Annotated in this window: 25 protein-coding genes, 1 tRNA gene and 2 riboswitches; of the genes, 7 read left to right on the top strand and 19 right to left on the bottom strand. The window is 48.2% G+C overall.

The genetic code is table 11. The features are described from left to right. The first annotated feature begins 313 nt into the window (after positions 1–313). A riboswitch (purine riboswitch) is annotated at positions 314–414 on the top strand. Positions 415–466: 52 nt separating this feature from the next. Next, the gene (locus IEX81_RS07885; protein WP_188802536.1) at positions 467–1,804 is read left to right on the top strand and encodes a 5'-deoxyadenosine deaminase; all 1,338 of its coding nucleotides are present in this window, start codon (positions 467–469) and stop codon (positions 1,802–1,804) included. A 225-nt stretch (positions 1,805–2,029) separates the two neighbouring features. Beyond that, positions 2,030–2,659: a superoxide dismutase gene (locus tag IEX81_RS07880; RefSeq protein ID WP_188802535.1), complete on the top strand. Its 630-nt coding sequence runs from the start codon at positions 2,030–2,032 to the stop codon at positions 2,657–2,659. A gap of 245 nt (positions 2,660–2,904) precedes the next feature. Here the strand turns inward: IEX81_RS07880 and IEX81_RS07875 are convergent, their stop codons facing one another. Next, positions 2,905–3,540: a helix-turn-helix transcriptional regulator gene (locus IEX81_RS07875; protein ID WP_188802534.1), complete on the bottom strand. Its 636-nt coding sequence runs from the start codon at positions 3,538–3,540 to the stop codon at positions 2,905–2,907. A gap of 153 nt (positions 3,541–3,693) precedes the next feature. On the opposite strand from IEX81_RS07875, the gene IEX81_RS07870 reads away from it, so the two are divergent. Further along, positions 3,694–3,945, top strand: a complete 252-nt coding sequence (locus tag IEX81_RS07870) for a YuzB family protein (RefSeq protein WP_188802533.1) — start codon at positions 3,694–3,696, stop codon at positions 3,943–3,945. A 432-nt stretch (positions 3,946–4,377) separates the two neighbouring features. Here IEX81_RS07870 and IEX81_RS07865 read toward each other — a convergent pair whose 3' ends face one another. The 4 genes from IEX81_RS07865 to IEX81_RS07850 all read right to left on the bottom strand — a co-directional run bounded on the left by IEX81_RS07865 (position 4,378) and on the right by IEX81_RS07850 (position 8,516). Then, a complete protein-coding gene (locus tag IEX81_RS07865; RefSeq protein WP_188802532.1) occupies positions 4,378–5,430 on the bottom strand; it encodes a lactonase family protein in 1,053 nt (350 codons plus the stop codon). Positions 5,431–5,448: 18 nt separating this feature from the next. Then, positions 5,449–6,294, bottom strand: coding sequence for a M50 family metallopeptidase (locus IEX81_RS07860; RefSeq protein WP_229727519.1), 846 nt, complete (start codon positions 6,292–6,294; stop codon positions 5,449–5,451). A 12-nt stretch (positions 6,295–6,306) separates the two neighbouring features. After that, positions 6,307–7,053, bottom strand: a complete 747-nt coding sequence (gene nfsA, locus IEX81_RS07855; RefSeq protein WP_188802530.1) for an oxygen-insensitive NADPH nitroreductase — start codon at positions 7,051–7,053, stop codon at positions 6,307–6,309. A gap of 533 nt (positions 7,054–7,586) precedes the next feature. Beyond that, entirely contained in the window at positions 7,587–8,516 is a 930-nt protein-coding gene (locus tag IEX81_RS07850; protein WP_188802529.1) for a manganese-dependent inorganic pyrophosphatase, read from the bottom strand. Between the two features lie 342 nt (positions 8,517–8,858). On the opposite strand from IEX81_RS07850, the gene IEX81_RS07845 reads away from it, so the two are divergent. Then, entirely contained in the window at positions 8,859–9,989 is a 1,131-nt protein-coding gene (locus IEX81_RS07845; protein WP_188802528.1) for a glycerol dehydrogenase, read from the top strand. 277 nt (positions 9,990–10,266) lie between these two features. Here the strand turns inward: IEX81_RS07845 and psiE are convergent, their stop codons facing one another. The 9 genes from psiE to IEX81_RS07800 all read right to left on the bottom strand — a co-directional run bounded on the left by psiE (position 10,267) and on the right by IEX81_RS07800 (position 18,452). Beyond that, on the bottom strand, positions 10,267–10,671 hold the full coding sequence (psiE, locus tag IEX81_RS07840) for a phosphate-starvation-inducible protein PsiE (protein WP_188802527.1): 405 nt from the start codon (positions 10,669–10,671) through the stop codon (positions 10,267–10,269). A gap of 156 nt (positions 10,672–10,827) precedes the next feature. Then, a complete protein-coding gene (locus tag IEX81_RS07835; RefSeq protein WP_188802526.1) occupies positions 10,828–11,298 on the bottom strand; it encodes a hypothetical protein in 471 nt (156 codons plus the stop codon). After that, positions 11,295–11,510 (bottom strand): helix-turn-helix transcriptional regulator, encoded by a 216-nt coding sequence (locus tag IEX81_RS07830; RefSeq protein WP_188802525.1) that lies wholly within the window; start codon positions 11,508–11,510, stop codon positions 11,295–11,297. Before IEX81_RS07830 ends, IEX81_RS07835 begins: the two co-directional genes overlap by 4 nt. 469 nt (positions 11,511–11,979) lie before the next feature. Continuing rightward, the gene (locus IEX81_RS07825) at positions 11,980–12,642 is read right to left on the bottom strand and encodes a methionine ABC transporter permease (protein ID WP_188802524.1); all 663 of its coding nucleotides are present in this window, start codon (positions 12,640–12,642) and stop codon (positions 11,980–11,982) included. A gap of 1 nt (position 12,643) precedes the next feature. Then, the gene (locus IEX81_RS07820; RefSeq protein WP_188802523.1) at positions 12,644–13,657 is read right to left on the bottom strand and encodes a methionine ABC transporter ATP-binding protein; all 1,014 of its coding nucleotides are present in this window, start codon (positions 13,655–13,657) and stop codon (positions 12,644–12,646) included. Between the two features lie 12 nt (positions 13,658–13,669). Then, a complete protein-coding gene (locus IEX81_RS07815; RefSeq protein WP_188802522.1) occupies positions 13,670–14,488 on the bottom strand; it encodes a MetQ/NlpA family ABC transporter substrate-binding protein in 819 nt (272 codons plus the stop codon). A gap of 124 nt (positions 14,489–14,612) precedes the next feature. Beyond that, positions 14,613–14,726: riboswitch (SAM riboswitch) on the bottom strand. A 144-nt stretch (positions 14,727–14,870) separates the two neighbouring features. Continuing rightward, entirely contained in the window at positions 14,871–15,872 is a 1,002-nt protein-coding gene (galE, locus tag IEX81_RS07810) for a UDP-glucose 4-epimerase GalE (protein ID WP_188802521.1), read from the bottom strand. A 126-nt stretch (positions 15,873–15,998) separates the two neighbouring features. Then, positions 15,999–16,883, bottom strand: coding sequence for a polyphosphate kinase (locus IEX81_RS07805; protein ID WP_188802520.1), 885 nt, complete (start codon positions 16,881–16,883; stop codon positions 15,999–16,001). A 12-nt stretch (positions 16,884–16,895) separates the two neighbouring features. After that, complete coding sequence (locus tag IEX81_RS07800) at positions 16,896–18,452, bottom strand: Ppx/GppA phosphatase family protein (RefSeq protein ID WP_188802519.1); 1,557 nt, start codon at positions 18,450–18,452, stop codon at positions 16,896–16,898. Between the two features lie 47 nt (positions 18,453–18,499). On the opposite strand from IEX81_RS07800, the gene IEX81_RS07795 reads away from it, so the two are divergent. Beyond that, a complete protein-coding gene (locus IEX81_RS07795) occupies positions 18,500–18,754 on the top strand; it encodes a hypothetical protein (RefSeq protein ID WP_188802518.1) in 255 nt (84 codons plus the stop codon). 67 nt (positions 18,755–18,821) lie between these two features. Here IEX81_RS07795 and IEX81_RS07790 read toward each other — a convergent pair whose 3' ends face one another. Together IEX81_RS07790 and ssuE are read right to left on the bottom strand one after the other, a co-directional pair. After that, positions 18,822–19,691 carry a polyphosphate kinase 2 family protein gene (locus IEX81_RS07790; RefSeq protein ID WP_188802517.1) on the bottom strand — a complete coding sequence of 290 codons (870 nt, stop codon included), beginning with the start codon at positions 19,689–19,691 and terminating at the stop codon, positions 18,822–18,824. A gap of 44 nt (positions 19,692–19,735) precedes the next feature. Continuing rightward, on the bottom strand, positions 19,736–20,284 hold the full coding sequence (gene ssuE / locus IEX81_RS07785) for an NADPH-dependent FMN reductase (protein WP_188802516.1): 549 nt from the start codon (positions 20,282–20,284) through the stop codon (positions 19,736–19,738). A gap of 206 nt (positions 20,285–20,490) precedes the next feature. Between ssuE and IEX81_RS07780 the strand changes: the two genes are divergently transcribed. Then, a complete protein-coding gene (locus tag IEX81_RS07780) occupies positions 20,491–20,661 on the top strand; it encodes a hypothetical protein (RefSeq protein WP_188802515.1) in 171 nt (56 codons plus the stop codon). Positions 20,662–20,837: 176 nt separating this feature from the next. Here IEX81_RS07780 and IEX81_RS07775 read toward each other — a convergent pair whose 3' ends face one another. Further along, positions 20,838–22,193: a PFL family protein gene (locus tag IEX81_RS07775; RefSeq protein WP_188802514.1), complete on the bottom strand. Its 1,356-nt coding sequence runs from the start codon at positions 22,191–22,193 to the stop codon at positions 20,838–20,840. A gap of 21 nt (positions 22,194–22,214) precedes the next feature. Beyond that, positions 22,215–22,484 (bottom strand): ACT domain-containing protein, encoded by a 270-nt coding sequence (locus tag IEX81_RS07770; protein WP_188802513.1) that lies wholly within the window; start codon positions 22,482–22,484, stop codon positions 22,215–22,217. Positions 22,485–22,648: 164 nt separating this feature from the next. On the opposite strand from IEX81_RS07770, the gene IEX81_RS07765 reads away from it, so the two are divergent. Continuing rightward, positions 22,649–22,719, top strand: a tRNA-Gly gene (locus IEX81_RS07765). Positions 22,720–22,781: 62 nt separating this feature from the next. On the opposite strand, the gene IEX81_RS07760 is transcribed toward IEX81_RS07765, so the two are convergent. Then, positions 22,782–23,378: a histidine phosphatase family protein gene (locus IEX81_RS07760; RefSeq protein WP_188802512.1), complete on the bottom strand. Its 597-nt coding sequence runs from the start codon at positions 23,376–23,378 to the stop codon at positions 22,782–22,784. Between the last annotated feature and the right edge of the window lie 6 nt (positions 23,379–23,384).

The raw sequence follows: 23,384 nt of genomic DNA, 5'->3' as shown, positions 1-23,384 counted from the left end.
TTAAACCACAGCCGGGATCTAACAAGTAGTGGGATAAAAATTAACATTATTTTGTATACTCTTATCATAATATAAAATTGAGTCGGGCGATATTTAAATTTCGTTATGTTATGTATTCAATATTTTTATACTATTTTGAAAGGTGGGGCTATTTTTCTTTTAACACCCGTATCCCGTTTCACCCACCGATTCATTCAAAACGCTGCGATCGGCACGCTATATGTCAGAAATCACGTTTGAACAAATTAATTATGTCAGTTTATCTGACATTTCATTTGACGTTTTCTTCACAGTTGTATATTATTATCCCTGTAAACTTCATCCTTTCTGTTTTCGTATATCCTTAATAATACGGTTTAAGGGTCTCTACCGAGGAACCGGAAATTCCCGGCTACGAAAAATATGCTTGCATATTTTTCGTAGCCTCTTTTTTATTCTATCATTATCTCTTCAGAGGTGAGCAGGATTGAAAAAATTACTGATTAAAAATGCGGAGATCATTACCATGAACCCGGATGAGGATATTGTCCACGGCGACTTACTGATTGAGGGGGACAGAATTGTGTCCGTCGGCCCGCCGGTTGAAGCAGGGGAGGCGGAACGCGTGATTAACGCCGCCGGGCGGACGGTGATTCCCGGTTTTATCCAGACACACATTCATCTCTGTCAGACCCTCTTCCGCGGCAAAGCGGACGACCTGGAATTGATGGACTGGCTAAGAAAACGGATCTGGCCGCTTGAAGCGGCCCACGATGAGGAATCGATCTATACGTCTGCCATACTCGGCATCGGGGAACTGATCGCCGGCGGTTCGACAACCATAGTCGATATGGAAACCGTCCATCATACAAACGAAGCGTTTGAAGCGATCGCGAAAAGCGGCATTCGCGCCCTGTCTGGAAAAGTAATGATGGATAAAGGCGAAGATGTACCGGCTGGACTGCAGGAAAAAACCGCGGATTCCGTGCAGGAAAGCGTCGACCTCCTAGAGAAATGGAACGGGCACGACGGCGGACGAATCCGCTATGCCTTCGCTCCCCGCTTTGTCATCTCATGCACCGAACAGCTGCTCATCCAGGTACGGAATCTTGCCGAACAATATAATGTCTTCGTGCATACGCACGCCTCGGAAAACCGCGGGGAAATCGCGATTGTTGAAAGAGACACCGGAATGCGCAACATTGTCTACCTGGATCATATCGGCCTTGCCGGCAAGCGTCTGATCCTTGCTCACTGCATCTGGCTCAGTGACGAAGAGAAAGAGATCATCCTCAGGCGCGGGGTCCACGTCAGCCACTGCCCTGGATCCAACCTGAAACTTGCCTCCGGAATCGCCGATGTGCCGCATATGCTGAAAATGGGCATCAATCCGGGACTTGGCGCGGACGGTGCCCCGTGCAACAACAACCTCGATATGTTCAATGAAATGCGTCTCGCCGCCCTGATCCACAAACCGGCAAACGGCCCGACGGCAATGGACGCACGCCGCGTCTTCCGTATGGCGACCATCGATGGGGCTCGGGCCGTCGGCATGGAAAAAGAGATCGGGAGCCTGGAAGCAGGCAAGAAAGCGGATCTTGCCATCCTGAATCTGAATCAGTTTCACAGCTCCCCGTCTTTTGATGTCGATCCGGTCTCAAGAATCGTGTATTCCGCTATCAGCACCGACGTCGAAACGACGATCATCAACGGACGAATCGTCATGGAAGACCGGCAAATGAAAACAATTGATGAGAAGCTGGTACTGCATGATGCCGACGCCGCTATCAAAAGGCTGCTCAGACGGACAGGAATCCGGCCTTGAGCGGTTCGGCAGAAGCGAAGCAGCCGGGTGAAAAATAAACCCGGGCTGCTTTTTTATTTCTTTTGCAATTTATAATAAAGGCCGATCAGGGAATGAATAGTATATAAGCTTCCACGCTCGCATAAATTCAATTTGCTGAGCAATATAATTGCACGGCTTTTCAAAGGCTGATTTAATAAAGGAGTAGTTTATAAACCAAATAGTTTAAAAACAGGAGGGATCCCCATGAGTCAATTTACCTTGCCGGAACTGGATTATGCTTTTGATGCCCTGGAACCTTATATCGATGCGGAAACGATGAACATTCATCACGGCAAACATCATCAGACTTATGTCAATAACCTGAATGCCGCGCTTGAAGGCCACTCCGATCTGATCAACAAATCTCTGACCGACTTACTGATGGATCTCGGCGCCGTCCCCGAAAATATCCGGACGGCGGTGCGCAATAACGGAGGCGGGCACTACAATCACAGTCTGTTTTGGAAAATACTGACCCCCGGCGGATCCAACGCGCCGGCAGGCCGGCTCGACGAAGCAATCAACAGCCGATTCGGCGACTTCGACACATTCAAAGCGCAGTTTTCTGCCGCTGCAGCCGGCCGGTTCGGTTCCGGCTGGGCCTGGCTCGTCCTGGATCAGGGCAGCCATCTTAAGATTACAAGCACGCCGAATCAGGACAATCCATTGATGGACGGAGAAATTCCGCTGCTTGGGCTTGATGTTTGGGAGCATGCCTACTACCTGAAGTATCAAAACAGAAGGCCGGAATACATCCAGAATTTCTTCAATGTGATCAACTGGGATTTCGTTGGAACAAAATATGGCGAAGCGCTGAATAAGGCGGTTCAATAAATCAAGTAAAAAAGGGCGCCGTCCGGCGTCCTTTTTTCATTTTTCCCGCCCAGGATGATTAGTTGAGCCAAATCGACGAAAAGTCGAGCCGAAAACCAGAGGTTGAACCGATTGATTCCAGGTTTAACCCAATGCATTCTCCCAATTCGTATTCCATATAAAAGGAACTTTTCCCGACCGACAGGGAAAAGTTCCTCCGTTTTTCATTCGGCGGGCTGCCCCGAAAATGTGAATAGTTGCTCCGTTCACTGCCTCCCGCCCTTATTGAGCTTGATCAGAAACTGGCAGTGCGCATCTCCGTCGGCACGGCACATGATTCTGTCGACGTGCTCAGCCCCAAGCGCACTTTTCATGAGATCCGTCTCGTGCGCACAGGCGAGCTTATACTGATTCGCTACGGCGAGAATCGGACAATTGTATTCGATCAACTCGAAGACTCCATCGCCGACCCTGTTCAGCCGGCACATATAGCCGCGTTCATTCTGCAGCCGCGCAAGGGCTTCAGCCTTGTCCTCATCGCTTTTTTCACGGCCGATCGACGGATGGTAGACTTGATAAAGCCTGCCTTTCCTGTTTTCAAATAATCGATTCACCGATTCCTCGCCGTAAAGCTGTTCTATATCTTTTAAAAATTGAACGGCGATATACTTATAGTTTTTCGGAAAGGACGCTTCAGCTTTTTCAGTGAGAGAAAAAAACTGAACCGGTCTCCCCACTGGTTTCCTAACGTTCTCCACATGAATCAGCCCGTCGTCCTCAAGGGTGCTCAAATGTTTTCTCACACCCATTTCGGTCATATGAAGCAGCTTTGCCAGCTCGCTGACGGCAAGCTTCTGCTCTCTTTTGAGAATATCGAGAATTTTGTCTTTCGTCCCCTTCATCGATTCGGGATCTCCCTCCCGCCTTTTACATCAACGGCCTGGATTATAGAGACGTATCTCTACGGGTCCGCGCTGTGCCTTGATTTCAGAAACGTTTTGGTTTATAAAATATAACGTAATGTTTTCCCGACTTTATGTCAAGGAGGTTGCCATATGGATACGGGTCTGGGCATGATCCTGATCGAAATCTGTGACTACAATTTACTGACGTCTGAACATTTGGAAAAAATAGCCCGACATCCGGAAGTAGCCGTTATGAGCTACGACTGTTTGAATATATGCGGAATGTGCAGTCTGCGTCCCTTTGCTATTGTGAACGGGCAGAGAATATTTGCGGAAACCGTTGAGGACTGTCTGGTAAAAATTGAACGGAAAGTGGAAGAAGAATTGAAAAATCTGGCTTAAGACTTCCGGAAACAGCTCATACATCGGATCATTCAGCATATGCATAGCAAAACTTCTTTAACAATCTTGATGGCTGACAATAAAGATGATTTTATCAAAATAAAGCTGTTTCATTTTTTGTTGCGCATCAAAACACATACCATGCAAATTCAAAGGGAATGAATCAAAGGATTGGGATGAACTTTTCGTCGTTTAGGATGAACCTTCTGAAAATTTGGATGAAGTTTTGGATTTAGGATGAACCTTGTGACGATTCAGATGAAGTTCCAGATTTTGGGTGAACTTTCTGATAATTTTGATGAAGTTTTTTCAGGTTTTTCTTCTACTAGACGCCGTTCATCTTTTAATATTTTTCTTTCTTTTTTACATAAAAAAGCCTGACAGCGACTTTTAAGTGAAAAGTCTACGTCAGACTCAATCTTAAATCCAAATTTACCTTGGAGTATGCAAAAATTTGACGCAGACCGGATCGGGTACCGCAAGTTCGGAACCTGTCGCAGCCAGCCGCCCGGTTTCCCGATCCCGCGTATAGAGAACGAGGTTGCCTGTATTCTGATTGGCGGCAATCAGGAACTGCTCCGACGGATCAAGCGCGAAGTCGCGCGGCCACTCGCCTTCCGTTGAAACGTGGTCAACCGGTGTCAGCGCTCCCGATTCCTTGTCTGTCCTGAACAGAGCGATACTGTTGGCGCCCCGGTTCGAAACATAGACGAATCGTCCGTCCGACGAAATTTTTATCGCGCTTCCCTGATTGTGACCGTGAAAATCGGCGGGCAGCGCGCTGACGGTCTGAAAAACGGAAGAATGACCGGATGCTGCATCGAAACGCAGCGCGATCACTTCGGAACTGATTTCCGACATAACGTAGGCAAACGGCGCTTTCGGATGGAAAACAAGATGCCGCGGCCCTGTGCCCGGCTTAAAAGTAAGGACATCCTGCCGGATCAGCTTTCCCCCCGCCTCCCGATAAGTGGTCAGACTATCCGTCCCCAGATCAACGGCAACAACAAATCGTTCATCGGGCGTGTAATCGGCAAAATGGACATGAGGTCCTTCCTGCCTTGACCGGTTCGCACCGGATCCTTCATGATGATCGCTATCTGATGCGGGGTCGATGCCGCGATTTTTTCCAATGGGGTATATATCAACAGTCCCCTTATGATAGTTGGCCGACAACACGTGACGATTTTCCCGATCCGCGCCGACATAGCATGGCGGCGCGCCCTCGGCTGTCTGCTCGCCCAGGCTTTCCAGCTGTCCTGCCGAATCAACAGCATAGGCGGCCACGCCGCCGAAAGCGTCTTTTTTAATGACCGAATAAAGCCTTCTATCATCTTCGCTTACCGCCAGATAAGTCGGATTGTCGAGCTTCGCCGCAAGCTCCACCCCATCAAGTACCTGCCTGTCCGTATCCAGAACAAACGAATAAATGCCTTCGCTGTCTCCCTTTGTATACGTTCCAACATAGCCCTTATAGATACTCATTCTTCCATCCCTCTCCCGTTATCCAAAGGATTTAAAACGGCTCCCGATTCGGTAAAACAAACTGCTGACGGCCAGCGTCAGGCATGAGAAAAACACAGACACGCTGAGCAGAATAAGCAAACAAAAATTAAACCGGCCGATCCATACCATCATCTGCCGGTGCAGCGACGGATCCAGAGCAGCATTCAGCACATTGGCAAGCACAATAAGCAGGAACATAGCTCCGGCCCCGCTTCTCGCCCCGCGGATATCTTCAGGGCTCAGTGACATGCGCGAAGAAATACAGACCGCAAGAAAAATGAACAGCCAGAAGGCAGGGCGGATCAGGTTTTCACCGGCAAAAAAATTTTGGAAAACAGCGCGATCCGCGAATAGCAGATCCCACCATGTCCGCGGATCAACAAGAGAGAACGCCTGCGTTCCAGTGAAAAAATAGCGGGCAATCACATCCGAACCGCCCGGCACAAGAAAACGGGCGCAGGCGAAGATGGCCAGGCCGCCGCTAATCAGCGGCGCAAGTCCGATAAACAGATTGCCGATATTCTGGTAGAGGCTGCCCGGATTGTACGTGTGGGTCACGTAGCCGATCGTTCCGTCCGATCGATTGGCCTGAAGTAGTTTGATTCCGGTCACCCTGTGTCCGAAGAGCAGGCACATAGCGGCATGGCCCAGCTCATGAACCGGCGTGCCCAGCCATGCCGTAAAGTATATTCCCTTCATACCAAAGGTGTCGATGACCAGGCGATTGGACAGCCGTTCCAGATAGCCAAGAATAAAGCCCCCGATCACGAGGCCTCCGATAAGCGATACAAACTCGGTCATGCTGAGCCACAAAATCTGCAGAACAGCCTGGAATAAAGCCATACCGAACATTTTTTAGCGCAAGCCCATGCGCTGTTTTTCGAGGAAAGGTTTCAATGCTTTCCGGTAGGGCATCTCAAGACCTCCGGCAATCTGGCCGGTCCAGGTTTCTTCACGCGTCCCGCCGGACCGTGTTTGATAATAACGTGCGACTTCCTGATCATAGGCCTTGAGAGAATTCGACGAAGGTTTTGGATTGTAATGATTCCGATGGAAAACGATGTCGAGCGGCAGACGCGGCTTCTTCTCCGGATCCTGATCCGGGTAACCGACAGCCATGCCGAAAATTGGATAAACATCTTCCGGCAGCTGCAGGATTTCTGCTGTTTTATTGATATCATTCTGGATGCTGCCGATGTAGCAGATACCAAGCCCCATCGATTCCGCAGCGACAGCCAGGTTCTGTGCCGCAAAGGACGCATCGCCGAACGCGACGATCAGCCGCTGCGTCGTGTCCAGGGCGGAGGTATCCTTTCTATATTCTTCACCGATCACTTTATTCCGGTACTGATCCGCCACAAAAACGAAAAAGTAGCCGTTATGCTCGACATAATCCGAGTCGTAGGCGATCTTCCGCAGCTGTTTTTTGATGTCCGGATCGTCAATCCCGATGATCGAGTAGGACTGTGTAAAACTTGATGTCGAAGCGGCCTGGGCGCTCTCTACCAGAAGTCTCACCTGATCTTCCGTCAATGCTTTATTTTTAAACTTGCGAATGGACCGGTGACTTAAAAGGGTCTCAATGACAACATTCGTTTCCACTCCATGCATCTCCTTCACAACTCTGAATATTCCAGTAATCACAAGCAACAACACCTGTGTCGACTCTTAAAACACTTTCCATTATATAATTTTAACGATCTCTGCCGCTACTGACGAGCCTGATCGCTGGTGGATGAAAGGACCTGATAAGCGCACACGGATCAGACCCGTAACATTTTGTTTATGGTGTACGCACCGTCTGAAGTAGAAAAGGACCTGATCGATCAGCATCTGAATGACATGGAATCTTATGTGTGGATTTTTTTCTAAGGCCATTACAAATTTAAAGCAAATATATTTACCAGGCAATAATGTTCATTATTCAGGCCAACAGCAGAGAACTCTTTTTGCTATAAAATTGTGGTCATGATGAGTTGTGGATTATTTTTCATATTTCAGAAGAAAAATCTCTATTATTCTAGACTTTGCACGGCTGTTTATTGTTCTTTTTATCTGGGTAATAAAAAAGGGAGCAGGAGGGCACGTTTGTACCCTCACTGCTCCCTTTTCTTCCAGAGCTGCTGGATCTTTTTTTATTTCGTCAGTTCTTCAGTCAGAACAGGAACAATTTGTTTCTTGCGGGATACGACGCCCTTCAGTGCTGCTGTATGGTTGACCAGCTTCACGTTGAAGGCGGCCTCAGCGGCTGCCGCGGCTTTGCCGAGAACCAAAGCTTCTGAGTCGCTCGTCAGGATATTTGTCACGGCGAGAAGGAACAGATCGAGATTTTTCTCATCGATTTCCTTGTTGATCGCGGCTTCGAGATCCTTCTGGCGCGACAAAGCGTCATTCGTATCGACGACGTTGACCTGGGCGATTTCAACCGTATAATGGCCCATTTCGAATGGCTTTACATCCAGGTGGATCAGCTCTTCAGCCGTCTTGTCGGCGATATTCGTGCCGGCCTTGAGCATGTCCAATCCGTAGGTTTCCGCTTCGACGCCTGAAACTTTTTCCAGTTCACGGGCCGCTTTCACATCTTCATCCGTGCAGGTCGGCGATTTGAACAAAAGCGTGTCGGAAATGATCGACGACAGCATCAGACCGGCAATCGTCTTCGGAACGGAAATCCCGTTTTCCTTGTATAGTTTATTGAGAATGGTCGCCGTGCAGCCGACCGGTTCCGCCCGATAGTAAAGCGGCGCTTTCGTATCGAAATTCGCGATCCGGTGATGATCGACAACGGAGAGTACGTCAACTTTGCCGATATCGTCCGCACTTTGCTGCCGTTCGTTATGGTCGACAAGATAAACCGCAGGCACTTCATTAGAAATTGTCTTGACAAGGCGCGGTACCTCGACGTTAAAATAGTTCAGGACATATTCCGTTTCACCGTTCAGCTCGCCGAGACGAACTGCTTCCACATTTTCCCCCAGCTGTTTTTTCAGATCAGCGAACGCGATCGCCGAGCAAATCGCATCCGTGTCCGGGCTCTTATGTCCGAATACAAGCACTTTTTCCATTTTTCTACCCCTTAGTCACCTTTATTTGGCTATTCACAGTCCGGATAACCCCGTTCATAGTCTCTCAACAAAAACATACCCTATGTGTCCGACAATTTCAATAGCCATGTATCTTCCTGATCATTATTGACAAAGTTAGCTGCAATTCTTACAAACCGATCATCAGTTCATCAACGCATTTTATGATTTTGTCAATGATCGTTCATCCATATACTGGTCGAACAAGGGCATATTTTGCTATAGTTCATAAAAATTTCACTAAATTAAGCGTTTTCACTAGTAATCTGTACTAACAGTATTTATAATTTAACTTGTTAAATGAAGGAAAAAGGATGATGAATCATGTTAGGTGTAACCGCATCAGTGAAATCTGAAAAACTGGCAAAATCAGTGACTTCGCCAAAGAAGTTTATTGTCGGAAAAGGCATTCTGGCTAACATCAGCGACTATATTTCACCATTGGGTGACAGCGCTTACTTCGTTTGTGATGAATTTATCGTCGATCGGGCAACTGAAGAAGCCGGGGCTTCATTCAAAGCTTCCGGAAAAAAGGCCGCTTTCGAGAAATTCAATTATGAATGTTCGCAGACGGAAATCGATCGCAACCGCAAACTGGCGCGTGAAGCCGGGGCAAACGTCATCGTAGGCATTGGCGGAGGGAAAACACTGGATACGGCAAAATCGGTCGCCTATTATGAAAAACTGCCGGTTGTCATCTATCCGACGATTGCGTCAACCGATGCCCCGTGCACGTCTATCGCAGTCATCTATACAGATGAAGGACAGTTCGATCATTACTTGTACCTGCCTGGCAACCCGGACATGGTTATCGCGGACACCGACATTCTTGCCGCTGCGCCGACCCGTTTCTTCGCCGCAGGCATCGGCGACGGATTGACGACCTATTTCGAAGCACGTGCCTGCTACCGGTCAAATGGGATCAATCTTGCGAATCTGAAACCCTCTCTTGTCGGTGTCGGACTTGCAAAGCTTTGCTACGACACGATCCGCCGCAACGCGATCCCGGCTTTGCGCGCCGTTGAAAGAAAATTGTCGACACCGGCCGTTGAAGCAACGATTGAAGCCACCATCTACCTGAGCGGTGTCGGTGCGGAATCAGGCGGGTTGGCTGCGGCTCATGCCATCCACAATGGAATGACGGCAGTCCCCTCGCTGCACCGCGTTCAGCATGGTGAAAAGGTAACGTTCGCTCTCCTTGTACAGCTTGTTCTTGAAAACGCGCCTCAGGATGAAATGGAAGAAGTCATTAAAATCATTAAAGCTGTCGGACTTCCGCTTACATTGAAAGACCTCGGCCTCAAGGAATTCAAGGAAGACGAATGGCGTAAGGTAGCCGAGCTGTCCTGCGCGAAAAACGACACGATGGGCAACATGCCGTTCGAGGTCACTCCGGATGATGTGTTCAACGCGATTGTGACCGCCGATGCGATCGCTGAATCCTATCACGACTGATGTAATTTCCACCTATAGTTGAAAGCGTTCACTTCAACGATTAAAAGCGAGCATTCAGTTTCTTTATTAAGCTGAATGCTCTTTTTATCCTTAGAAAGGCAGCATATCCTTCCCGAGATATCCTTCTAAGATTTATGGTCTTCACAACCCTTCCGAGAAAATCACAGCAATTGAGGCTGACAGGAAAAACTTGTGCAGCAGTCCGCTTTTCCCCTCTCCGGTTTCTTTGAAATCCGGAGGCTTACGCTCGTCTCGCATTCTTACGAAACAGATCGTCCTACTCCCTTTTCAGCAGCTTGGTGTTGGCGATGTAAAGCGCACCGACAAGTACAAGAATCGCTATGGCATACAACAGCACCGACCGGGGATCGTTGTGGCTGACCACGATCAGGCGCACGATCGCCGTCACCCCAATATATACAAAATAGCGAAGCGGGAAATGGTAATGCGCCTGAAAATATTTGATGATCAGTGCGATAAATTCAAAATAAAGGAAATAGACAAGAATACCCTCAAGCAAATGATCATAAGAGGCATTTCCTTCTAACATCAAATAGGAAAAAAATTGGACTGTCTCTTTAATCAGCGCCACGCTAAGAATGACGGCCAGCGCGGCCAACGCAACATTGAGTATCCATTGCAGCCCTCTCATAATTAATAGATCGATTTTTTTGTTCTCCATCCCACTATTCTCCCGTGATTGGCTTAATTGAACCTATTCAGACCATCAGCGCCACGACAAGCATGTAAACCTTCTTGAATAGGCTTCACCATCATCCTTATTCTATCATCTTACCGACGCTTTACCATTCTTTAGAAGGCAAACGATCCGCGTATTCTAGGAACGATATATTTTCCTCACTGCTATGAAATAAACAGTCATTTGTACCAGCGGAATCAGAAGAACGATAATCACAGGAAAAATCGGAAACTTACCGGTAAAAAAAGGATAGTAAGTGATTAAAATCGCACAAAGCGGAGCGGCAAACCATACGGCCCCAAACGCCTTTCGGCATGCCTCGGCACTGATCGCCCGTTCCCGCTCGTCGTCTGCAGGTGTCACCATAGGCCACAGCCAAAACGAGCGTCTTTGTCTTTTCCCCTTTGAAAAATAGACAATCAGCGCTGCAATGCTGAGAATTAAGAACGGCAGGATCGGCATCATGCTTACCGTTATGTTCCAAGTATCCGCATTAGATTTTATCACTTCAGCAAATTGGACAGCTAGGGAAATGAGAGGCATCGTAGCAAGCCCTAAAAAAATAAGCGATAATAAGCAAAGAACAAAAGAGATTCTCAGATTTTTCATGAATGTTCTTCCCCTCCATTTAATTGAAATACTACTTCCATCGGGAGTTCAAACGCATTGCAGATCAGAAGACCGAGCAGCAGCGACGGTACATAATCCCCTTTTTCAATAGAGGCAATCGTCTGTCTTGTGACGCCAACCTTGTCTGCCAATTGAGACTGTGTCCAATCATGGCGCGCTCGAAGCTCTTTAACACGATTTCGAATGTGCAAAAATCAATCACCCCAGACCAGGAATGTATGGTCGAATAAACATAATGTTAAATCAGTTTAACATTATCCTCGATAATCAATTTACACGCTTTTGAAAATAATGTCAATTTTTTTGTCAAGAGCTAAATAATGACCGACCCAAAATCTCGATCAATCGCCCCCAACCAGAAAAGCATCACTCCGATTAGACATGAAATCGCCTCATGGCAGCAATCGCCACTGACCATACTAAAAAAGGTGCATCCTGCTCATCAAGGAAAAGTTACTCCAAAAATCACAGAAAGTCGTTCCTAATTTTGAAAACTGCTCCGAATCCGTACGAAGTTGCTCTGAATCAGGATTAAGTTGCTCCGAATTCACAGATAGTTGTTCCTAATTTTGAAAACTGCTCCGAATCTTAGACATCAAAAAACAGCCGGCCCGCTGTTTTTTGCGGACCGGCTGCATATTCCATATCGATTTTTTTGCTCTAGTTTTTCTTCAGTCTTCTTGCAACCACGTTGCCAGCCGACTGGAGAATTTGGACGATGACGATAAGGATAATGATCACGGCATACATCACATCCGGCTGGAAACGGACATAGCCGAACTGGTAAGCAAGATCACCGAGGCCGCCCGCGCCGACAAAGCCTGCCATCGCTGTTTCGCCGATCAATCCGATCGTTGCGATCGTCAGGCCGAGAATAATCGAGGAACGCGCTTCGCGAATGATCACATTCCAGATGATTTTCGGTGTGGAGATGCCCATCGACTGATACGCCTCGATAATCCCCCGATCGACTTCAAGCATGGCTGATTCCATTAAACGGGCAATGTACGGCGCACAGGCTACGACAAGAGGAACAATGACCCCCTGAACGCCGATCGTCGTTCCGGCGACCAGCTTCGTAAACGGAAGGATAAAAAATAACAGAATGATAAAAGGAATCGACCGGATCACATTAATGAACGCGTTGAGAAATGTGTAGACAGGAAGATTCTCCGCCTGACCGCTTTTGCGCGTCAGAACAAGAAAAACGCCTAACGGGATTCCGATCAGAATGGAAATGATCAGAGAGATAACAGTCATCTGCATCGTCTCTACAAATCCCTGCCAAATAGAGCCGCCCCACTGATTCAAAAAGTCTGACATGTCAGCCGTTCACCTCTTCCACAATAATCCGCTCGTCTTTCAAAAAACGGACCGCCGCTTCAATTTGCTCCGGCTCCCCTTTGAGATGGACCAGCAAGTTGCCGATCGACTGATCCTTCAATTGATCGATACCGCCGGCAATGATGCTTGGAAGTACATCAAACCGCTTTGCCAGGGTGGCAAGAGCCGGATCCTTCGCCGATTCGCCCAGAAAAGTCAGATTTACCAGTTTACCTGAAGCAAGTAAATCTTTCAGCAGTTTCGGAGGAATGCTGAAGCGCGATTCGCCGCGGACAAATTGTTTGGTCATCGCCTCTTTCGGCCGAGCGAATATGTCCACAACCGATCCCGTTTCAACAATTTGCCCCTTCTCCATCACAGCGACCCTGTCGCAAATGCGCTGAATCACATTCAGTTCATGAGTGATCAGGAAGATCGTAATGCCGAGTTCTTTATTCACCTTGAGCAGGAGTTCAAGGATCGAATCCGTTGTATTCGGGTCAAGCGCACTCGTCGCTTCATCGCTGAGCAGCACTTCCGGCTCATGGGCCAGAGCGCGGGCAATCGCAACGCGCTGCTTTTGTCCGCCTGAAAGCTGGCTCGGGAACGCCTGGCTGCGATCGCTCAGGCCGACAATCTCCAGATACTTTTCAGTCCTGGCTTTAATTTCATTTTTAGGAACGCCTTCCAATTTAAGCGGAATCGCCACATTTTCATAAACATTGGCCGTCGCCAGCAGATTGTAGCCCTGGAATATCATCCCGATTTTCCGGCGCAGTTTTTGAAGGCCCTTCTTATCGAGGGACAGGATATCTACGTCATCGACAAATACTTTTCCCGCGGTCGGCCGCTCCAGCAAATTCACGCAGCGAATCAATGTACTTTTTCCCGCCCCGCTGTAACCGATCACGCCGAAGATCTCGCCTTTATTAATCTCCACAGATACGTCTTTCAAAGCTTCAATATTGTTTTTGCCCACTTTAAATGTTTTTGACACATGCTCCAGCTTGATCAAAATGCTTCCTCCTTACCATGCAGGAACAACAGAACCGCCGAACGTTTTCTGAATAAATGCTTTGACTTCAGTAGAATGATAGTATTTTTCAATCTGTTTAACGACTTTGTCATTCTTGTTATCGGTACGAACGACAAAATAGTTAGAGTATGGGTTGTTAACCAGCGGTTCATGGAAGATGGAATCTTTTAAAACCGTCAGACCGGCGCCCATCGCAAAGTTCGTATTGATCGCTGCGGCGGCCACTTCATTAAGCTGCGCCGGAAGCTGAGCGGCATCCAGTTCAACGATCTGCAAGTTTTTCGGATTGCTGACGACATCTCTCTTCGTCGACGTTATGCCTGAACCCTTTTTCAGCGTAATAACGCCGGCTTTCTCAAACAGCTTCAGCGCACGAAGTTCATTAGCAGGGTCATTCGGCACGGCAATTTTGTCTCCGTTTTTAAGATCCTTCAGACTTTTAATACTCTTTGAATAAATGCCCATCGGAAAAGCGACTGTTTTAAATGCGTCTGTAATCTTATAACCCTTGTTCGAAATCTGATTCTTCAGAAAGGGCATTGTCTGATAGCTGTTTGCGTCCAGCTCTTTATCATTCAGCGCCGTATTCGGTGTGTTGTAATCATTGAAAACCTTCAAGTGAATGGTGAGCCCGTCTTTTTTAGCCAGCTTGGCCACTTCTTCCATGACTTGCTGGTGCGGGCCGCCGGTTACACCGACAGTGATATCCTTCGTGCTTAATCCGCCTGAAGAACTGCTGCCGCACGCGGTCAGTACAAAAATCAATGAAACAATCAAGGCAGCCGACAAGACTTTTGTAAACTTTTTCAATCTGTTTTCCCCCTATATTTTTTACGTGATTACTATGTTTTCCAACCTTCAGATACTTCTTTCCAAAGAAATCCGGCAATAAAAAAAGCTTCCCGCTAAGAGAAGCTTTATCGATCCGATTCTTCTCTTATCTTTCAAAATCCAAATACGGATTTTGCAGGAATTGGCACCTGAATTAATATAACAATTGGGTTGCCGGGCTTCATCGGGCCAGTCCCTCCACCACTCTGGATAAGAATGTATTCAATTGGTTAGTGATATGATTGTACATCGAAATCTCTTTTGTGTCAAAACTCTGTCGACAATCTTGGAAATCAAAATTTTCCAGCATCGAAATTCTGCGGGAAATAGCCGCTTCCGGTGAACAGATAAGGACGCTTTCTCAGTTTGTTTTTACAGTGGCGTAGCCCTTCGGATGGCTGCTGTGCCACTCCCAGGCGTCCGCCAGGATTTCCGGAATGTTCGTGTGCTCCGGCTTCCAGCCGAGAATCTTCTTCGCTTTCTCGGAAGAGGCAATCAGGGTGCTCGGATCGCCGGCGCGGCGCGGCGCCACTTCCGCCGGAATCTCCCTGCCCGTTACTTTGCGTGCTGCCTCAATGATTTCTTTCACGGAGAAGCCTTCGCTTGAACCCAAATTGAACACATCGCTTTTGCCGCCCTCAAGCAGGTAACTGAGCGCCAGCCGGTGTGCGGCAATCAGATCTTCTATATGCACATAGTCACGGATACAGGTGCCGTCCCTTGTCGGATAGTCGTCCCCGAAAATCGAAATTTTGTTCCTTTCGCCGGCGGCCACCTGCAGCACAATCGGCATCAGATGCGTTTCCGGGTGGTGGTCTTCACCGATTTTGCCCGTTTTGCTCGCGCCGGCCACGTTGAAGTAGCGCAGGGCGACAAAGCGCATACCGTAGGCGCGGTCGCACCACTTCATCATTTTTTCCATCGCCAGCTTCGTCTCGCCGTACGGATTGGTCGGCAGCGTCGGCATCTCCTCGGTGATCGGCACCTGTTCCGGTTCGCCGTAAGTCGCCGCCGTCGACGAGAAGACAATGTGCCGCACCCCGTTGTCCTTCATTACTTCCAGCAGGATCTGCATGCCGTAGACATTGTTATTGAAATACTTCAGCGGTTTTTCGACCGATTCGCCGACCAGCGAATTGGCGGCAAAATGGATGACGCCCTCAATGTTCTCTTTTTTAAACACGGAATCGAGAAACGCCTTGTCGCGAATATCGCCTTCGTAGAATTTAGCGTCCGGATGCAGCGCTTTCCTGTGTCCGGTCTGCAGGTTGTCGACAACGATCACGTCTTCCCCCGCATCAATCAGCTGATAGACGGCATGCGAACCAATGTAGCCCGCACCGCCCAAAACTAGAATAGACATTGCCAGACTCCTTCCCAATGGATGGACCGTAATTTTCTCATCTTGCAAACATCACCATTGTCCACCATCCGGCCGGTTTTGACAAGTGCATGCTGAAAATTGTGCATTTCGGCGGTTGACGGCAAATCAGGGACAGATCAATGGGGGATACTGCGCATCCATGTAATCGCTAATCACCGTTAAACAGCTAAGATCAATCGGGCTTCCGGACAGAAAGACATTTCTTTCTTCCAGTTCCAGAACCTCCATCAATGTTAATTTAATAAAAGGAGAGACAGGTGTCTGAACTTCTAGACGGACAACTTTCCCCCGGCAGTTTTGCTCGGTTTCATCAGCCAATGCGGGGGCAGCCTCTTCGCGCGTTACTCTGAAAGGGGAGACTTCAGTGACCGGACCACTGAACAGCCTTGTGATCAAACGCATGATCATGGCTTCAAGAAAGACAAACACAGGCGGTTTTTCAGACAGCAGGAAGCAGCGCGGAAGCAGGGCAGGAACCTGAACAAGGACGAGACTCTTCTTTCCATCACGCTTCATGGCGGCGGCCAGATTCAACGTCCGGTTCTGCAGTTTGGGGAAGGGATGCGACGCATCAAGGGCCAGAGGGGTGAGTGCCGGAAAAACAATTTTTTCAAAACGGTCATTAAGAAGTGCGCGATCCGCCGGCCTCGATGGAAAAGCAGAGAAGTCATAAATGATATCTTCGTTCAGCAATTTGGGGCGGACGATCTTCTGGAAAAAGTCGTCCCGTTCCGAGGCAATCTGATGGCAGAGGCTGAAAAATGCCCCTTCTTTACGTATCTCTTTGTCCTCTGCCAGACCGCATTCTTCATTCAAAAAAACGGCTCCTGAAGCAAAAAAGTCATCAAGATTGCCTGCAACCGCACTGATCAGCCGCATATCGCCGGAAAGCGTGCCCCGCCCCTTTCTCCTCTCTTGAAGCCGGCGATAGTTTAATACCAGCCGGCTGAACACTTTATTTTTTTCAATGGCGGGATTTTCCGGATTCATGTCCCTGCTCCCTTATCGCTTAAATAAATGGCCCGCACGTTCTTTAAAGGTGATGGCAACCGGCATCTGGAGCGCGCGTTCAAGATGTTTCTTGTGTTTTTGCGCCGCCTGGTCTTCGAAGAACGGATCATCGTGATAATAGGCACTGAGCTGCAGCGGTTTTTTTCTTGAGATTTTAACCTTGACTTCATCAACAACATGCTGTCTTGTCCGATCGAAATCATGAGCCAGACGCAGCACCGCACCCAGAGTCTCGTATAGCCTCAGTTCCTCTTTGGTGACCATTTTCTGAAACGGCGCGGCAAAATCAAGAAGGTTTGCCCGCGACTTGAACGAGGCGATAAGCGCGATGGCGAGGCGGTCGTGATGGCTGATACCGTTGATATTAATATTTGTCAATAAATAAAAGGTATGCGCGCTGCTCGATTCGTTATTCACATATTCACCGATATAAGCTAAGTCCGCACTATGCGACAGTATCCACGCCGTTCTTTTTTCAGAAAACTTCCGTTCGATCACCGGGCTGATTCCGTCGAAGATCTGAAACGCAAGCGCTTTAACGTAGCTTGTATGGTTTGCATCCAGATTAAAATTTTTTCTCAGATGACGAATGCTTTCATTAAGCACGTAAGGAATTTGATTCACACCCCTTGCACCCAGCAGCCATTCATAAAAGACGCCTTCACGGATCCCTTCGCCGCTCAGCATGAACGCGTGGCCATGGTTCAGCCCGACAAGCGTATTGATGACGACGGCCGCCGGAAGGATGATATCCGCACGGTCTTTAGAAAGACCGTCCATCGACTCGCGTGCTTCAACCGTCATCGACGCCAGCGTATTCGTCAGCTCGCTCAGACGTTCACGCGGCATTGTATACTGGTGAAGGCCAACCATCGGATAATGCTCCTGTATCTGGTCAATACGTGCCAGGTTGCGCGCGCTCCCGCCTATGCCGATTACCGGAAGCTCCTGGTTGATCAGCCAGTCGAATTGTGAAAAAGTCTTGATGAGGAATAGTTCCAGCATTTTTCCTGCGTTAATGTCCCCGCTCGCGTAGAACGTATTATATAGAGTTACAGCACCGAATGAAAAAGAATGTGCGTGAATCAGCTTGCGATTCAGAAACATCGTAACTTCAGTACTTCCGCCGCCGATATCGATGGAAATGCCGTTTTCTATGAATGTTGAGTTGATGATCGCATAATAGCCATAATAAGCTTCTTTTAAACCCGGAAGCAGGCGGATGGCCAGCCCTGTCTGTTTTTTAACAAGGGCAAATACACGATCGCGATTCTTCGCTTTTCGCATCGCCGCCGTTGCAACGGCATCGACCACCGTCACATTTTTTTCCCGGCCGAGAATTGATTGAAACCGTTTCAGAACAGTCAGAAGAATGGAGATTCCTTCCTGATCCAGATTGTCGTTTGCATCTATGTAGTCGCTGAGTCTGGCAACCGCCTTGAAGTTATGCAGTTCCTCAAAAAAAAAGTTCTTGTCGATGCCTATAACTACCAGCCGAATGGAGTTGGAACCGATATCGATCATCGCATGCTTCTGTAAAATCTCCACATTATGGACCCCCTCACTGATCATATAAGAACCCGAAATGAGTGCAAATGAACCTGTTTGCCTGGCAGGCCCCTGGATATGGCTTCTTTCTCCGCAGCTTAAGCGGCCCGTTTACTTCAGGTGGGTATCCCGGCAAGGCCCGGCATGCAGCATTCACTGCTTGCCGCCCAGCCTTCGCCGCCATTTTTCCGCACTTAAAGTATATCTTAATTCAAAAAGAAATGGGGATTAAAAACTTTGAAAACGATCTGAATGTCGGTAAACGGTGTAAAAGCGCCAGCACCCGAAAATCAGGGCGTTGAACGCTTTGTGTTGACCTTCAATTCATTTCTGAACTAAAAAAGAGTGATTTCATTCATCCTGTTTCTGTCAATTCCTGCCTGACTCCGCCGTCTCAGCGATTTTGCCGGAAACGTTTTTTTCGGAATTTTTTTCAGGAACAGAACTTTCCTCAAACTTATTCTCCGGACCATCGTTATCGTCACGATCCGGAAAAGACTGAATGGGGATTCCGCGTTTTATTAAATAATTTTCAATGGCCTTGACCATCTGTTTCACCACGGCGATACGGGCAAACCACTTGCTGTTTGCCGGAATAATATGCCAGGGTGCGTTCGGACGATCCGTTTTTTCAAACATCTCTTCAGCCGCTTCGGCGTACTCGTCCCATTTCGCCCGGTTGCGCCAGTCTTCACTTGTAATCTTCCAGCGCTTCATCGGGTTTTCCTCGCGTTCCTTAAAACGCTTGTATTGTTCATCCTTGCTGATATGCAGCCAGAATTTTTCAATGATATAGTGATCGTCGGTCAGCAGTTTTTCAAAATCGTTAATTTCTTCATAGGCACGTTTCCATTCTTTTTTCTCCGCAAAACCCTCAACCCGCTCGACAAGGACCCGGCCATACCAGGAACGGTCGAAAATCGCGATCTGGCCGTATTGTGGAATTTTGCGCCAGAAGCGCTGCATATAATGATACCTTTTTTCGTGGGGGGCCGGAGCGGCGATCGAGGTTACACGAACACGCCTCGGATCAAGGTTGGCGACCGCCCGTTTGATCGCGCTGCCCTTTCCGGCAGCGTCCCAGCCTTCGAAAACAAAAATGACGGCAATTTTATTTTCAACGAGCTGGTGCTGCAGCGCAAGAAGCCTTAGCTGATACTTCTCTAATTTCTTATTATATTTTCTTCTGCTTTCAATGTTTTGAGTGAGGTCTGCCTGATCCAGTCTGCCTTTTGCCATTCCCATGCCACCCTTTGCCAAAGATTCACCGGTTTTCTAAAATTTCAGCTGTTCGCCGATACATTTCCATTTTTCCGAATATGATCGATCAGCTGATCAATCTGTCCCTCGATCCGCCGAACCGTGTTCTCATCCTGAATCGGTGGGTTCGCCGATTGGTCAACCCATTTTTCCAGGACGTAGACGCCTTGAAGCAATTCACCTTTCATAAAAGAAAGTACCGGTTTCAATGCGTAATCCAGAGCCATAAAATGTTTTTCAGTTCCGCCGACCATAATCGGCAAGACAGGTTTTCCCTTAAAAATATCTCTCGGCAGGAGATCCAGCAATGCTTTTAATATGCCCGTAAGCGACACTTTGTACACCGGAGAGACGATGATAACGCCATCCGCCCGGGCAAGGCATTCCGAAATTCTAACGATTTCCGCCGCTTGATAGTCGCCGTGAAACAGGGTTTCAGGAGAGACTTCCCGAACCGACATCATTTTCACGGTAAAATTTTGCCCGCCCAGCATTTTTCCTATATATTGAAGCACCTTTTCCGAACGGGATGCGGGTGCCGGACTGCCTGACAACATAACGATCGTGTTCATTTTGTTACCCCCTGCTTCCAAAGCATGGACAATTTCCTTATTTTCCCTTTTACAATGATGTTCTTTATCAGAATATGATCCTTCATCCATACCGTTGCGTTTTAATAAAAGCCGTGACTCTTTGGGGATAATTGAATGAAAACGGCCCATACTAATGAACGGCGAAGCAACAGTGCCAAAAATTATCAGAAAGCCGTGAAGAATAAATGCCAAAGCATGAAACGAATGCCGAACAGCTGAACAAACAAACCCAGTCAGCTGCTTTAACCGGAGAAGAATTTGCACAGCCGCTTGACGAACACTCGGTTGAAGAAAAAGAACGCGCTCAGAGAACCGGTGATGACAGCGTCAGTGAAACAAAGCAACAAAATAAATAAAGAAATCAAAAGGGATCCGCGGGCAATCGTGCGGATCCCTTTTGATTCGTGCTCATGAGAATCAGCTGGCAAAATACCCATAAGCTTATTATACCAAAGCTGAAAGAATTGATGAGGTTTGATGCTCCGTCTCTGGAAAAGCCGCCAATCTGAACTTTCCCGCCACCTATTTTTCTTTAATTTTTAAAGGAGTGGATCGGGGCAGGGATACGCCCGCCGCGCGAAATAAAATTCGCGGACGAATGGTTATTCACCGCCATGACCGGTGCGCGTCCGAGCAACCCGCCAAATTCAACATTGTCTCCGACCTTTTTGCCCGGTGCGGGGATCACCCGCACAGCCGTGGTCTTATTATTAATCACGCCGATGGCTGCTTCGTCGGCGATCATCGCGGAAATGGTTTCGGCAGGTGTATCTCCGGGAACGGCGATCATATCCAGTCCGACCGAGCAAACCGCAGTCATCGCTTCCAGCTTTTCAAGATTCAGAGAACCAGCTTCTACAGCTTCAATCATACCCGCATCCTCGGAAACCGGAATAAAGGCGCCGCTCAAACCGCCGACATGGCTGCAGGCCATAACTCCGCCCTTCTTTACAGCGTCATTCAGCAAAGCGAGAGCCGCCGTCGTTCCATGCGTGCCGCAAGACTCGAGGCCCATTTCTTCAAGAATACGAGCGACAGAATCGCCAACAGCCGGGGTGGGGGCAAGAGAAAGATCGACAATGCCGAACGGCACACCGAGACGTGACGAAGCCTCGTGGCCGACGAGCTGGCCCATTCGCGTGATTTTAAATGCGATCTTCTTTATCGTCTCCGAAACAATATCGAAGCGTTCCCCCTTTACTTTTTCAAGCGCTCTTTTGACTACTCCAGGTCCACTGACGCCCACATTGAGGACGCAATCGGCTTCCCCGACGCCGTGAAAAGCGCCAGCCATGAATGGATTATCTTCGACAGCGTTGGCAAAAACAACCAGTTTGGCGCATCCCAGCCCTTGCCGATCCGCCGTCAGTTCCGCCGTTTTCCTGATAATACGCCCCATTTCACCGACTGCGTCCATGTTGATCCCCGTACGCGTCGAGCCAACATTGACCGAAGAACAGACGAGCTCCGTGGTCCGGAGCGCTTCCGGAATCGACTGAATCAGGCGCTGGTCGCCGGTCGTATACCCCTTCTGCACAAGTGCACTGAAACCGCCGATAAAATTGACACCGGTCTCTTTTGCCGCCTTATCCAGTGTTTCGGCATAGGCGGTATAGTTCTCATCTTCAGACGCGCCGGCGACAAGTGCTATCGGCGTCACAGATATGCGTTTGTGAATGATCGGGATGCCAAATTCGTTTTCAATGTCTTCACCAGTCTTTACCAGGTTTTCCGCAAGCCGTGTGATTTTGTCATATATTTTTTTTCTTGCCTTCGTTCCGTCGCTTTCAATACAGTCTAAAAGAGAAATGCCCATGGTTATCGTCCGGATATCCAGTTTTTCTTCCTCAATCATCCGGATTGTTTCGAGTATTTGTGTTGTCTCCATTGTTTTTCAAAAACCCCCGTATCATAAACTGTGCATCGAAGTAAAGATTTCCTCTCTCTGAATTTTAATCTGGACATTCAGCGCCTCGCCCTTATCGGCCAGCGCCTTTTTAATCTCGCCAAAGTTTTCGGCTGCTTTCGATAAATCGAGGATCATCATCATTGTAAAGTAGCCGTTCATTATGGTCTGAGTCACATCCAGAATATTGATCTGAAGATCCGCAAGCTGGCTGCTGACGCCGGCAATAATCCCCACATTGTCCTTGCCAATCACCGTTAAAATAGCTTTCACTATCTTTCGCTCCCATCTTTCAAATTATTGCCGATCTGCTTTATATCTTGCCTTGGCCGAATTCCCGTAAAGCCTGCCTCACTTCTCTCTCAAAGCCGTTATTGACAAAAAACAGATTTTCCTATATTATACTGTTTGTCTTTGTGAAGTATTGGCAACGGCATGCGGGTGTAGTTTAATGGTAAAATTAGAGCTTCCCAAGCTCTCGTCGTGGGTTCGATTCCCATCACCCGCTTATAAAGATCCTGGAAAGGAGCGAGCGATTCGCTCCTTTTTTTGTTGCGTCTTCCGGCTCGGTCAGATGCTGGTCACTTTGGCGAAGCTGCCTAAATGATCGATCCGATTATAGTCGATGATTTTCCAGGAATTCCCGTTTGAGACGATATCACTAATGCATGTATTGAACAGTTTCGTTTTTCCGGTCCCAATTCTGCCTTCCGACAGTACCGCCAGAATGACGTTAATCAGGCCGCCGTGTGCAACAAGCAGAATGTGATGATCCGGAAATCTTTCTCTGACCCTTTCCAGTCCGCCCATCACGCGCTCTTTTATATGACTGAACGATTCCATTCCCGGAATATCGCCGTTCGGAAAATGGCTGTCGCGCTCCTGAACGGTCATACCCGATGCGTGACCGTAGTCCTTCTCGATAAAGTCGCTGCTTTCAAACAGGGGAAGATCGCCCACATATCTGTTCACAATCCGTGCCGTTTCCTTCGCCCTTGCCAGCGGACTTGTAAATACAGCGGCGAATTTCGAATTTTGCAGATACTGTCCGACTATTTTTGCCTGCTCCTTCCCTCTAGCATTCAGAGGGATATCTTCGCGTCCCTGAAGTCTGCCGATCGCATTCCAATCCGTCTCTCCATGCCTGACAAGGCATATCGCTGTCATCAATCC

The sequence above is a fragment of the Sporolactobacillus putidus genome, assembly GCF_014647035.1.
Lineage (GTDB): Bacteria > Bacillota > Bacilli > Bacillales > Sporolactobacillaceae > Sporolactobacillus > Sporolactobacillus putidus.
The sequence above is the reverse complement of the archived record's forward strand: the minus strand, read 5'-3'. Positions and strand labels throughout refer to the sequence as shown.